Origin of the sequence: Chryseobacterium metallicongregator, from assembly GCF_031324065.1 — a bacterium.
Classification (GTDB): domain Bacteria; phylum Bacteroidota; class Bacteroidia; order Flavobacteriales; family Weeksellaceae; genus Chryseobacterium; species Chryseobacterium metallicongregator.
In genome coordinates, this window is sequence record NZ_JAVIXS010000016.1 from 137,082 (window position 1) to 150,045 (window position 12,964).

Sequence of the window (12,964 nt, forward strand, 5' to 3'; positions counted from 1 at the left end):
GCAGAAATTTCTGCTCTTTTTTTATATATATTATAGAATTTGCTTAATATTTTCTAGCCAATAGAACGTTCAGCAAGAATGTTCCTGTCCAGTTACTGTTATTAGATCCGTTATTTCCTATGAAATCTATACGGGCCACAGATACAGTAAGTCTTGTTCTTCCTGCAGTACCATTATTAGCAAGGCTTACAAAAGACGCTGTAAATACATCCGGGAAACTTGAATTATTTCCTGCAGTAAGGATGGGATACATATTGTTAACGTTGAACGGAGTACCCTGATATTCATAAACCAAGGTCATTCTGCTGGCATTGGCATAGGTGGCAGTGTGAGCATTATCTACAGATGTTTTGCTAATGATCCACCATCTGTCGTTTGCTGCTCCTGTATCATAACCTACATTACCATGACCGGTCCAGTCAGCAACAGGTGCAGTTCCCAGTCTATGAGGAGGAATGAGAACTTGTGTACCATAGATTTCCACGTTGCTCGGTTTTGGAAGAACGGTAAAAGATAAATCCCATGTTCCGCCAGACGTATTGCTGTTGTTGACAACTTCAGCATACGCCCCTGTAGGAATCATAAAAGAAGTAACAGGAGTATTGTCGATTCTCAATGTATTTCCACTGGAAGCCTGTAACGTAATGGCATTCGGGGAAATGTTTTTAATCTTGTAAATTCTCCCTGTATAACTGGTTGTTCCGGTTCCGATGACAGGAAGAGTAAACGTGGCATCTGCAGTACCATTATAAGTAATGTAATGATCAGTAGCCAGAATATTATAGGTGGTGGCGGTGATCTCAGTATAACCAGCCCTTAATGAACCGTTGATTGCAAGTGTACTGTTAGGTGTCATGGTATTAATACCTACTTGTGCATTTAGGGGAACAGCTGCAAATAAGAAGAGCGAAATGTATTTTTTCATATTGTATAAATTTGGATTTAAACAAAAATATAAAAAAAAATAGCTAAAAATCACCTAAGTATGAATATTTTAAATTTTTTTAATAAAAATCACTGGTTGGTGATAGGAATTATTTTTGAAGCTACTTAAATCAATCTGCAAGGGACTTCCAAATCTTCCGTAAGATAATAGCTTGAACACAGGCGGTGGTATCCATCTGCAATAATCAGCTCGTTTTGACCTCTGACCAGCAATATGGGAGAAAGTTTTTTGTTTTTTTCTACTTTTTTAAGGTTTTCTTGCACATGAATATTAGTTTCCGGTAACAAGGTAAGTTTACTGGCTCTTAAAATATCTTTCGACTTCTTTATAATAGTAGGAGCAGCCTTTAATTTTTTAACCAATTTTTGTGCTTCATCAGGTTGAAAAAGAAGCTCAAGATAGTCCTGAGCTGCAGGGAAATCGTGATCTTCCGGTTCTTTCAGCCAGATATTGTCTTTGTTCAGGTGAGTTTTTTTAGCAGAAGTCTTCATAAGTGCTTATTTAAGAGATTAATAAATGTATGAAAAAATAGAACGTATTTTAATAAATCAGTATGAATACAATTTGCTTTTTATTTCTCACCAAAAATCTTGGTATGATATATGCAAGATTCATCATGAACCGGAATGAGTTTCATTAAATGATATTGGATTAATTGAAATCATTCAAAAATATGAACATTATGAAAAAATTATTAATTTCAACAGTATTGTTACTAGGTTTATCTATGAATGTCTATGGACAAAAACGTCCGCCAGAACCACCGCACCCTTCAAAAAGCGAACTGGTCAATATTAAAATGCAAGAGCTTACCAAAAAATATAATTTGGAGAAAAAACTTATCCTTAACCATCCGCTTGCTACCAAACAGATGAAGAGAGATCAGATGAAAGCCTTAAATCAAAGATATGCGACTGAAAAGCGATTACTTAGACAGGCGAAATAATACAGAATTTTTACAGTTATTAAAATAAAAAAAGCTGTTTTTTATATATTGAACTTTGAGAAGTTTTCAATGTGAAGGAAAATTTATTGAAAGAGAATGCGTTTTGTGTTCTCTTTCTTTGTTTAAAATTGAATAAAATAGCTTTGTTAGTGCATTTTAAGATCAATCTGAAGAAACATAAAACATCCAATATTTTTCCTTAAATTCGCATAAAAATTTTTAAAGTAATGAATTACGATATTATTGTCATTGGAAGTGGTCCTGGTGGATATGTTACTGCGATCAGAGCAGCGCAATTAGGTTTCAAAACCGCAATTATCGAGAAAGAAAATTTAGGAGGAATTTGCCTTAACTGGGGATGTATTCCAACTAAAGCTTTATTGAAATCTGCTCAGGTTTTTCATTATATCAACCATGCTGAAGATTATGGTTTGAATAAAGTGGAGGCAAGCTTTGAATTCCCGAATGTGATTCAGAGAAGCCGTGGTGTTGCCAGCAAAATGAGCAAAGGAATCGAATTCTTGATGAAAAAGAATAAGATTGACGTAATTCTTGGTACTGCAAAAGTACAGAAAGGTAAAAAAGTTTCTGTTACAGATAAAGAAGGTAAAGTAACTGAATATACAGGTACTCACATCATTATCGCTACAGGAGCTCGTTCAAGAGAATTACCAAACTTACCGCAGGATGGTAAAAAAGTAATCGGATACAGACAGGCATTATCTCTTCCTGAGCAGCCGAAATCTATGATCGTTGTAGGTTCTGGAGCTATCGGAGTAGAGTTTGCTGACTTTTATAACACAATGGGAACTAAAGTAACTGTTGTTGAATTTATGCCAAACATCGTACCTGTAGAAGACGAAGAAATCTCTAAACACTTAGAAAAATCTCTTAAAAAGACAGGAATCGAAATTATGACAAACGCTTCTGTAGAAAGTGTTGATACAAGCGGGGAAGGCGTAAAAGCTACTGTGAAAACAGCGAAAGGAAACATCACTCTTGAAGCTGATATCTTATTATCTGCTGTAGGTATTGCTGCTAATATTGAGAACATCGGATTAGAAGAAGTAGGAATCCAGACAGACAAAGGAAGAGTATTGGTAAACGAATGGTACGAAACTTCAGTACCTGGTTACTATGCGATCGGAGATATCATCCCGACTCAGGCATTGGCTCACGTTGCTTCTGCAGAAGGAATCACTTGTGTTGAGAAAATCAAAGGAATGCACGTTGAGAAAATCGACTATGGCAATATTCCTGGATGTACATATTGTCACCCTGAAGTAGCTTCTGTAGGTCTTACTGAAAAGCAGGCTAAAGAAAAAGGATACGAAATCAAAGTTGGTAAATTCCCTCTTTCTGCAAGTGGTAAAGCTACTGCAAACGGAAATACTGATGGATTTATCAAAGTGATTTTTGATGCTAAATATGGTGAGTGGTTAGGATGCCACATGATCGGTGAAGGGGTAACTGATATGGTTGCTGAAGCTGTTGTAGCTAGAAAACTAGAGACTACAGGTCATGAGATCATCAAGTCTATCCACCCGCACCCAACAGTTTCTGAAGCAATTATGGAAGCTGCTGCTGCTGCTTACGGTGAAGTGATTCACATTTAATCTGAAGTATACAGAAATCTATATTATAAAAAGCCCGGAGAAATCCGGGCTTCTTTTGTTGATGCTGAAAAAAAATACATAAACCTCCCAGGTTTCAAAAACCTGGGAGGTTTGATACTTAATACACCTTAATTAAATACTAACCACATCGAAGAGTATAACTTTTTAGATTGAATTTTTGTCCCATTATTATAGATTTTATTAAAATAATTTTAAAATCAGCATATTTATAAAAATTAACTTAATTATATCAGGCTGTTTTCTTACATTTATTCTATGAATTTTGAGAGAGTAGGACTTGTTTTATCAGGAGGTGGTACCAAAGGAATCGCTCATGCAGGAGTATTAAAATTCTTAAGGGAAAAAGGAATTGAAGTAGATATCCTTTCCTGCTGCAGCGCAGGCTCTATTGTAGGATGCCTTCACGCTATAGGAAAAACCCCTGAGGAAATCCTGGAGTTTTTCAATTCCGTCTATTTTTTCAACTGGAAACATTTCACATTCAATCAGCCTGGACTTGTATCTTCGGTAATTTTCAGAAACTATCTGAAACCTATTTTCCATGAAATGAAACTGGGTGATTTAGATATCGAAGTGAAAATTGTGGCCACAGAGCTTGTTGCCGGAACCCAGAAGATTTTTGATAAAGATTTTGAGATTGTTGATGCCATTATTGCTTCATGCTCTATTCCCGGAATAACGACACCTTACATCATTGGTGATGAAATGTATTGTGATGGAGGAGTATTGAATAATTTTCCGGCAGATATCATCAGGGAAGACTGTGATAAACTGATTGGTGTATTTGTATCGCCACCCAACGAAGCAAAGATCAAGGATCTGAACTCCATTAAAGCTATCGTTTCCCGTTCTTACGATCTTTTGTCCTACAGGATTGAAAAAATAAAATTTGATTACTGTGACTGGTTCATTTCTTCCCAAAAATTATCTTCCTACGGAACTTTTGAACGAAGAAAAGACAGATTGGAAGAGATCTTCAATATCGGTTACAAAGCGGCAAAAGAAAGTTACGAAGAAAGTATTTTTTTCACAGAATTAAGACAATCCGGAACATAAAAAAATCCTGTATCAATCAATACAGGATTTTTATTTTATAAGAAAGAAAAGATTTTGAGGTCTTAAAGAGAAGTTATAGAATGACTATAACAACTTCCAGCTTCTCTCCTCCATCTTCCAGCTTTAATTTTTCACTACATATCCGTCCTGGCGAACAATTTCACGGTCGTTAGCATCATTTACAACTAATGTATAAGGTGCTTTTTTCGGAGAATCTGTAAGATAATTTCTCCAGATCTGATAACTGTGGCCCTCATTATTGAAGTTAATATAGTAGTTTCCTCCTGTACCATCAGGAATCAGTTCACCATCACTGATGATCATGCTTGGTTTTGCCGTAATCTTTGCGTTGGCATTCCACGACTGGTAAAGGTACTTGCCATTCGGTTGTTTGTCGATTCTGATCTTGAACTTTTTGGTTTTGATAATGACAGTCTTCGGTACCTGCTGAAGGGCAGAAGAAGTTATAAAACCATCTGTTTTAGGTACCGGAACTTCTTTGGCATAAGCGAAAGAAAACTGAGCTAAGCAGAAAGTCCCTAATAAAATATGCTTTATCATATTGAGTGGTTATTGGTTAATATTTCAGACTCTATCAAATATAGAGCCATTTTTCATTAAAGAGAGAGTTTATAGATCTGAAAAAGAAGTTCTTAAGACTTTTGTATATTGGTTCTTAAAAATAATGATATTGATTTTCAGTTGATTACTATTTTGTTTGCGAAATAGTATCAAATTCTGAAACAACTGAATACTTTTCTTATGTACATTTGTACCATCAAAGGATCTCGTTCCTTTATTATCAAAATGAAACTAATTAACTTTAAGTTTTTTCTATTAAAAGTATCAGAAATCATCTTCACGATTTTTAATACATCTCCTCCTGTAATTTCTTAATTTTTTTCGAAAGAATTATCACATAATTCGTACTCTGTTTTTCGTATTCTGAAGAATCAGAGCGCAATCCCTGTTTTAAAATTTAATTAAAAAACAAAAACAAACTATGGAATTAGATTTTCATGGCTGGATGATTCCGGTCGTAATGGCGCTTTTGTGCGTACTTTTTTACAAATTCATTTTGAGAATTTTCTTTGGATTGATTATTGTTCCTCAGGACAAAATTGGTTTGGTGACCAAAAAATTTGTGTTGGTAGGAAAACAGGAACTTCCGGAAGGCAGAATTATTGCTACCAACGGAGAAGCGGGTTTTCAAGCTCAGACATTAGCTCCGGGAGTGTATTTTGGAAAATGGATCTGGCAATATTCTATCGATTTTCAACCTTTTACAGTGATTCCGACCGGCAAAATAGGTTTGCTGCTGGCAAAAGATGGGATAGAACTGGAAACAGGAAGAATTTTAGCCAGAAAAGTGGACTGCGATTCTTTTCAGGATGCTGAAGCCTTTTTAAAAAATGGAGGAAGAAAAGGCCGTCAGACTGCAATTATTGCCCCGGGATCATACAGAATCAATACCTTATTATTTGAAATAGAATTAACGGATATGACTCAAATTCCTGACAATGCAGTCGGAATTATCACCACAATGGAAGGAAGTCCTTTGGAAGAAGGTCAGATTGCGGGTAAAATTATCAATGATCATAATAAGTTTCAGGATGTAGACACTTTTTTAAATAACGGAGGATATAAAGGTCTTCAGGAGCAGGTAATCCTTGCAGGTTCCTATTTTCTGAACCCTTGGTTTACAAAAGTTGAAATGGTAAAAATGACGGAAATTCCGATTGGTCATGTTGGAGTCATCATCAGCTATGTAGGTGAAGAGGGAAAAGACCTCAGCGGAATTGATTTTAAACATGGAAATATCGTTGAGAAAGGTCATAAAGGAGTTTGGGCAGAACCCATTGGCCCTGGAAAATATCCTATTAATCCTTATATCATGAAGGTTGAGCTTGTTCCTACCACCAACCTGGTATTGAACTGGGCTTATGAAAGAAGCGAATCTCATCAACTTGATAAAAATCTTTCAACGATTACCGTACGAAGTAAAGACGGTTTCCCTTTCAATCTTGATGTTTCCCAAATTATTCATATTCCTACTTATGAAGCTCCAAAAGTAATTGCCCGTTTCGGGAATATGATTAATCTTGTCAGCCAGGTATTAGAGCCAACCATTGGGAATTATTTTAGAAACTCCGCTCAGGACAGTGATGTAATTGCCTTTTTAGGAACCAGAAAAGAAAGACAACAGTCTGCAAAAGACCATATCAGCAGTGTTTTGGAACAGTATAATGTCAACGCTGTCGATACTTTAATTGGAGCTATTGTTCCTCCGGAAAGTTTAATGAAGACTTTAACAGACAGAAAACTGGCGGAAGAGCAGAAAATAACTTATGAAACTGAAATGCTGGCGCAGGAAACCCGTCAGGCACTGGAAAAAGAAACGGCTGTTGCGGATATGCAGAAAGAAATTGTAAAAGCAGATCAGGGCGTTGTGATTGCAGAAAGAATCGCAGATGCATCAGTGAAAAAAGCAACCGGAGATGCCAATTCTGTAAGGTTGCAGGCGAATGCAGAAGGAGACAGATTGAAACTGCTGGCAACCGGAGAAGCAGAGAAAACAAGACTTCTTGCAAAAGCCGAAGCAGAAAAAATAGAGTTGCTGGCCAAAGCAAGTGCCGAACAGATTTCCTTGACGGGTAATGCTGAAGCAGAAAAAATTCTGGCTATCGGTAAATCTAATGCAGAATCTTACAAACTGTCTGTAGAAGCAATGGGTGGCAATAATTTTACTCAATTAAAAATCATGGAAAATATTGCGAATCAGAATGTAAGAATTATGCCTGAAGTATTAATCGGAGGAAGCGGAGATTCTGCGAATGGAGGAATCAGTGGACTTTTAGGACTTCAGTTGTTGGAACAGGTTCAAAAGAAAAGTATTGAAACAGTTGCTGCTCCTGAAGAGAAGACAGACAACAACTCTTAACTCAATTGACAAATAACTTAAACTTAACTCAAATTTTGAATTTTTTAAAATGATTTATATCGTTCAGCTCATTATAGCACTACTGATTATTAGTTTTTTTGTTTTCTCCATTATTGAAATCTATTGTGAAATTGTGAAAAAAAGTTCTAAGGCCTTTTTTGGTATGTTTATTAGCTTGATTTTATTTTTTTTAATGATTACAGTACGCAATCATTGGGTTAAAAATGAACTTGTAGAAAATATAAATGCTTCAAAAATAGAACAGAGTAATTCATCTTTTTCAATAAAAGAATTGTCCAATATTCACATTGTAAGCGAGAAAATGAGAGTGACTGACAAAGATATTATTGTAGTATTAATGCCTCAAAAAGATACGCTTTACATGAACCAGGATTTTCATGATAAAAATAAATTCTGGGTTCACTATAAAAAGTATGAGATTTTAAAATTTACAGCACCTGTAGGATATATAATAAAAAACTAAAAAAATCGCCCGAAAATATTTTCGGGCGATCTATTATTCTTTAAGAGGTATAACTTGCAAAAGCATCTTCCAGGCTTTCAAATTTGCCTTTAAACTCGTCAATAGGGCAGTCCTGAAGAATATTTCCTTTATGGATAAGAATGACTCTTGAGCAAAGCGCTTCCACTTCCTGCATGATGTGTGTAGAAAGTAAAACTGTTTTTGCCTGACCAATTTCTTTTACCACATTACGGATTTCAATAATCTGGTTGGGATCCAGACCATTGGTAGGTTCATCCAGAATCAGTAAATCCGGCTGATGAATAATGGCCTGTGCAAGCCCTACACGCTGTTTGTATCCTTTAGATAATTGTCCGATCTTTTTTGATTTTTCAGGAGTAATTCCTACCAGTTTGATCACCTCATCTACTCTGGATTCAGAAATTTTGTGGATGTTGGCAACAAACTGAAGGTATTCTTTCACATACATCTCCAGATAAAGCGGATTATTCTCAGGAAGAAAACCGATTTTCTTTTTGCTTTCAATCTCATGATCTGAGATATTCATTCCATTAAAAATAATTTCTCCCTGATCAATTTTCAGTGCACCGACAATAGATTTCATCAGGGTAGATTTTCCGGCACCGTTTGGGCCAAGAAGACCAATGATCTCATTTTTATCAATAGAAATGTTGATATTGTCAAGGGCAGTCTGCTCACCAAATTTTTTGGTTAAATTGATTATCTGAAGTGGCATAAGTTTTACTATCTTTTTGCAAAAATAAAATAAAAAAACTCATCCGATAGAATGAGTTTCGCAATATTTATAAAATATAATTATTTTCTTGATTTTTTCTTGGCTCCGCCTGATGCAGGAGTTGCTGTAGAGGCTGTATTTGTAGCTCCTTTATTACCCGTTGGGTTTATCGTAGCAGGTTTGTCATACATAGCATACTTTCCATTGGTTCTTCCAAAGATTTTTTCCACCTGTTTTTGGTTTAAAAACTGGGATTTTCCGATGTATTTTCTGTTTTTGTTGATCACCTGGATAAACTGCATGGTTTGTTGACCATAGTTTTTTTCATAATGAAGTTCTATGATATCATTGGGCAGTTCCAATACAACATTTTCTTCTGGAGTGGAAACAAAACCATCCATAATAAGTTTATATAATCCGGCTACATCTCCATTAAGATTCTGGAATGAAAAAGATCGGATTGTGTTCAGGTTGCTGGTATTCAGATCCTGGTAATTGATTGTAAATTTATCTTCCTTTTTATAGAGACCAACGGAATTATCTTTACCAATTTCCACCAAACTTTCATTTTTCAACACTTTGATCTGTGAGAAAACTGAAATACCGAACATACATGTAATAAGTAGAATTATTTTTCTCATGGAATGAATTTTAATGTTTTATAACTTGGTGCACATAAAGTTACTCATAAAAAAGCTAAAAAACAATTTTATTCGTTAAAGCAAAAGTAACACTTTTTTTTAATATTTATACGTGATCATCTGCTGATGCTATGGATTTCATTGTTTATATAAAAGTTTGGTAATCATGAGATTAATTCTCTTTTGTTATAGTGCTGTGATGTCTGTTTGAGATAGGTTTTTGATTGTTAAAAAGATGTAATGTATTGAAAAACAGATTGAAAATCCTTTAAGTAAGATTGAATTAAAAATTAATTTAAAATAAATGTTAAAAATGTAATTTTATGATTTAAAATTAAAGAACTTATAACAGTTTGTTTTTAGAAACAGTGGCTATAAAGGAATCGAACTCCTTTCTGTAGCTTCTGCCAACAGGGATCTGGTGCTTGCTGACAATCAGTTCGTTATTATTAAAAGCAGTTACGAAAGCAGCATTAATGATAAAAGATCGGTGGATTCTTACAAAGCCTTTACCAGATAAGGTTTTCTCAATATCTGTTATTTTACTTTTTGAAATAAAGCTTCCCTGGGTTGCTAGTACCACTTTGATATCATTTCCCTGGCTTTCAAAATAGATGATCTCTGAAAGGGAAAGTTTGCGGTGCATTCCCTCTGTTTTAATGAGGATGAAATCTTCTCTTTGGTCAACAGTATTTCTTAACAGGCGTTCTACAGCTTTGAAAAAACGTTCGAAGGTAATGGGCTTCAGGAGATAATCTACAGCTTCGAGTTCGAATCCTTCAATAGCAAAATCACGATAGGCTGTGGTGAAAATGGTTTTAGGCTTTTGAGGTAAGGACTTCAAAAAATCGATTCCATTGAGATGAGGCATCTGAATATCCAGAAACATCAGATCAACGGACTGATTTTGCAATATTTTATAAGCCTGAATAGCATTTTCTGCTTTTCCCGTAAGTTTCAGATCGTCAATCTTGGAGATATGGTTTTCCAGTAATGATGCGGCTAAAGGCTCGTCATCTACAATAATGCAGTTAATCATAATGGGAAGGCGTTGTTATTTCAACTTTAAAAATATTATTTTCCTGTGAGATCTGAAAAGTAAAATGTTCCTGATAATGATAATAAAGCTGTCTTTTTATATTTTGCAATCCGATTCCTTTCTCATTAGATGTGGGTGAATCTGAGAAGGTATTTTCAATTTTAAAAACAGATTGCTGAGGATTCGTTTCTATTTCAATCGTCATTCCCGTTGTTCCTGAACTTTTTCCTGCTCCATGTTTAAAAGCATTTTCTACCAGAGTGAGATAGAGAAGTGGCGGAATGGTATTCGCCGATTGTAAGACCATGTTTAGGTTAATTTTTAATCTTTCATCATGGTATCGAAGTTTTTCCAATGCAATGTAATGATTAATAATATCCAGTTCATCAGAAACCTGCACCCACTTTTTTTGTCCTTTGTATAAAATATAATCCAGAATATCCGAAAGCTGGCTGATGGATTGGGATGTTTGATCAGAATGGCTGATGGACAGAGAGTAAATATTATTCAAAGTATTGAAGAGAAAATGAGGGTTGAGCTGAGATTTGAGAGATTGCAGTTCCAGCTCTGTTTTTTCCTTCTGAAGTTTGATGGTGCGTTCCTTTTCATCTTTATACCGTATGATAAACATGATTGAAATAAAGATAAATGCGCCGCTGATAATCGGAAAGGTATAATGAAGCAGCAGGTAAGGAATATCTGTGAAAATTTCAAAAGGGGTGTCTTTCAATAATTCATTGATGAATAGAGGTTCTGCAATATAAACAATAAAAAACCGGTTAATGACAGAAATAATATAAAGGCTGAGAAGAATAGACAGTATTAATTTAACATACTTTTTCTGATCAAAAAAATGACGAATGAGAACAAAATAAATAAAATTGGCTCCTGCAATCTGGAAAATCCAATGGCAAAAATTATAAATAATCAATCCTTTGGTAGCTTCACTATCATATTCTCCAGACATTCTTACTGTTCCGAATAAAAATAAAGCCGGCCAGAAGAACAGCTGGAAGTATAGATTTTGTCTGATCTGAATTTCTGACAGAGTTTTCATCATCCTCAAAAATATAAAATCTTAAGTAACCTTAGGAAAATGTTATGCTAATGGTATTAAAATAATGACATACAACATTATTCACGGTATGAACTGCATATTTTGTCGTTGATACTGAATAGGCAGTTGTCCGGATATTCCATCCGAAATCACCCTGAAATTCACCCACATTTGCATGAAAAAATAATGAAGGAATATTCAGAAAGGCTTTACGGATTAGATCATCTCAGAGCTATTGCAATTTTATTGGTGCTCATGTATCATTATCGGGCATTCAAACATCCTGACTGGATAGACAGTATCGGAAGGTTTGGCTGGACAGGTGTAGATTTGTTTTTTGTTTTAAGTGGTTTTCTGATCTCAGGGCAATTGTTCAAAGAAATAAAGAATAAAGGAAATGTCAGTCTGAAAGTATTCTATATAAAACGGTTTTTCAGGATTTTTCCGGCTTACTTTTTTACTATTTTCCTTTATTTTACATTCCCTTTTTTCAGAGAGCGTGAAACTTTATCTCCGTTATGGAAGTTTATTACTTTTACCCAAAACTATGGATTGGATGTTATCAACCGTGGAACCTTTTCCCATGCATGGTCTTTATGTATCGAAGAGCAGTTTTATCTTATTCTTCCCCTGTTTCTTTTAATGATGTCATCTACAAAATTATTCAGATATCTGACAGTTCTGATGATGACTGTTATCGGACTTTCTATTGTATTCAGGTTGATGGTATGGAATGAATATATATCAGGGCTGGATACAGCTTCCACTGATTTCTGGAAACTATGGTATATGCAAATATATTACCCCACTCATACAAGGCTGGATGGTTTAGGGATAGGTGTTTTGATCGGATATTTGATGCAGTATTCATCACAATTCAAAAAAATAGTAAATAACAACGGAAACAGACTTTTCTTTTTGGGAATTGTATTGTTGGGAATATCTTTCTGGATATGTAATGAGCAGGCTTCAAAAACAGCTTCCATATTCGGGTTTACGTTGGTAGCTATAAGTTTTGGAGTAATTCTTATGGCTGCAGTTTCTCAATCATCTTTCCTGTATCGGACAAAATCTTATCTCACTGCTCAACTGGCAGCTTTGTCTTATGCTGTTTACCTGTCGCATAAGGGAATTATTCATCTCACGCAGGAAGGATTTGATTATTTTAAATTTGAAACATCAGATAATATAAGTCTTATGGTTTGTCTCTTAGCCTGCGTACTTGGAGGTTTATTCTACAGATTTGTGATAGAAAAACCTTTCTCTATTGTTAAAACAAGAATTTTAAAAAGAATTGTATAATCTCTACATCTTTAGGGTAGATGTTAAAGTAGTATCCTTGCTAAAAATCTTTGATTTTTTTTTGCGCCTTAAAATTTACATCGAATTAAAAAAGCTTTGCGCCTTTGCGTTTTCCAATTAAACTCTTCTTATTTATTTTTTTTGGAAAATCGCAAAGGCACAAAAAAGTTGTTATAAGA

13 protein-coding genes are annotated in these 12,964 nt (G+C 35.0%); 6 read left to right on the top strand and 7 right to left on the bottom strand.

All coding sequences use genetic code 11. The features are described from left to right. Nucleotides 1-43 precede the first annotated feature (43 nt). Together REB14_RS17230 and REB14_RS17235 are read right to left on the bottom strand one after the other, a co-directional pair. The gene (locus tag REB14_RS17230; RefSeq protein WP_309522813.1) at nucleotides 44-925 is read right to left on the bottom strand and encodes a hypothetical protein; all 882 of its coding nucleotides are present in this window, start codon (nucleotides 923-925) and stop codon (nucleotides 44-46) included. A 125-nt stretch (nucleotides 926-1,050) separates the two neighbouring features. Then, nucleotides 1,051-1,437 carry a hypothetical protein gene (locus tag REB14_RS17235; protein ID WP_079242382.1) on the bottom strand — a complete coding sequence of 129 codons (387 nt, stop codon included), beginning with the start codon at nucleotides 1,435-1,437 and terminating at the stop codon, nucleotides 1,051-1,053. Nucleotides 1,438-1,628: 191 nt separating this feature from the next. Between REB14_RS17235 and REB14_RS17240 the strand changes: the two genes are divergently transcribed. The 3 genes from REB14_RS17240 to REB14_RS17250 all read left to right on the top strand — a co-directional run bounded on the left by REB14_RS17240 (nucleotide 1,629) and on the right by REB14_RS17250 (nucleotide 4,585). Then, nucleotides 1,629-1,892 carry a hypothetical protein gene (locus tag REB14_RS17240; protein ID WP_238594268.1) on the top strand — a complete coding sequence of 88 codons (264 nt, stop codon included), beginning with the start codon at nucleotides 1,629-1,631 and terminating at the stop codon, nucleotides 1,890-1,892. A gap of 227 nt (nucleotides 1,893-2,119) precedes the next feature. Further along, a complete protein-coding gene (gene lpdA, locus REB14_RS17245; RefSeq protein WP_309522814.1) occupies nucleotides 2,120-3,508 on the top strand; it encodes a dihydrolipoyl dehydrogenase in 1,389 nt (462 codons plus the stop codon). A 276-nt stretch (nucleotides 3,509-3,784) separates the two neighbouring features. Then, nucleotides 3,785-4,585, top strand: a complete 801-nt coding sequence (locus REB14_RS17250; protein ID WP_079242380.1) for a patatin-like phospholipase family protein — start codon at nucleotides 3,785-3,787, stop codon at nucleotides 4,583-4,585. A gap of 123 nt (nucleotides 4,586-4,708) precedes the next feature. Here the strand turns inward: REB14_RS17250 and REB14_RS17255 are convergent, their stop codons facing one another. Then, a complete protein-coding gene (locus tag REB14_RS17255) occupies nucleotides 4,709-5,146 on the bottom strand; it encodes a hypothetical protein (RefSeq protein ID WP_079242379.1) in 438 nt (145 codons plus the stop codon). Nucleotides 5,147-5,588: 442 nt separating this feature from the next. Here REB14_RS17255 and REB14_RS17260 point away from each other — a divergent pair, with 442 nt between their 5' ends. After that, nucleotides 5,589-7,526: an SPFH domain-containing protein gene (locus REB14_RS17260; protein WP_079242378.1), complete on the top strand. Its 1,938-nt coding sequence runs from the start codon at nucleotides 5,589-5,591 to the stop codon at nucleotides 7,524-7,526. A 49-nt stretch (nucleotides 7,527-7,575) separates the two neighbouring features. After that, nucleotides 7,576-8,010: a hypothetical protein gene (locus tag REB14_RS17265; RefSeq protein WP_079242377.1), complete on the top strand. Its 435-nt coding sequence runs from the start codon at nucleotides 7,576-7,578 to the stop codon at nucleotides 8,008-8,010. A gap of 40 nt (nucleotides 8,011-8,050) precedes the next feature. On the opposite strand, the gene REB14_RS17270 is transcribed toward REB14_RS17265, so the two are convergent. The 4 genes from REB14_RS17270 to REB14_RS17285 form a co-directional block, all read right to left on the bottom strand. After that, on the bottom strand, nucleotides 8,051-8,746 hold the full coding sequence (locus REB14_RS17270; protein WP_079242376.1) for an ABC transporter ATP-binding protein: 696 nt from the start codon (nucleotides 8,744-8,746) through the stop codon (nucleotides 8,051-8,053). 80 nt (nucleotides 8,747-8,826) lie between these two features. Continuing rightward, nucleotides 8,827-9,387 carry a hypothetical protein gene (locus REB14_RS17275; protein ID WP_034696405.1) on the bottom strand — a complete coding sequence of 187 codons (561 nt, stop codon included), beginning with the start codon at nucleotides 9,385-9,387 and terminating at the stop codon, nucleotides 8,827-8,829. Between the two features lie 343 nt (nucleotides 9,388-9,730). After that, nucleotides 9,731-10,426: a LytR/AlgR family response regulator transcription factor gene (locus tag REB14_RS17280; RefSeq protein WP_079242375.1), complete on the bottom strand. Its 696-nt coding sequence runs from the start codon at nucleotides 10,424-10,426 to the stop codon at nucleotides 9,731-9,733. Then, on the bottom strand, nucleotides 10,419-11,486 hold the full coding sequence (locus REB14_RS17285; protein WP_309522815.1) for a sensor histidine kinase: 1,068 nt from the start codon (nucleotides 11,484-11,486) through the stop codon (nucleotides 10,419-10,421). Before REB14_RS17285 ends, REB14_RS17280 begins: the two co-directional genes overlap by 8 nt. 183 nt (nucleotides 11,487-11,669) lie before the next feature. On the opposite strand from REB14_RS17285, the gene REB14_RS17290 reads away from it, so the two are divergent. Beyond that, the gene (locus REB14_RS17290) at nucleotides 11,670-12,785 is read left to right on the top strand and encodes an acyltransferase family protein (RefSeq protein ID WP_309522816.1); all 1,116 of its coding nucleotides are present in this window, start codon (nucleotides 11,670-11,672) and stop codon (nucleotides 12,783-12,785) included. The last annotated feature ends 179 nt before the right edge of the window (nucleotides 12,786-12,964 follow it).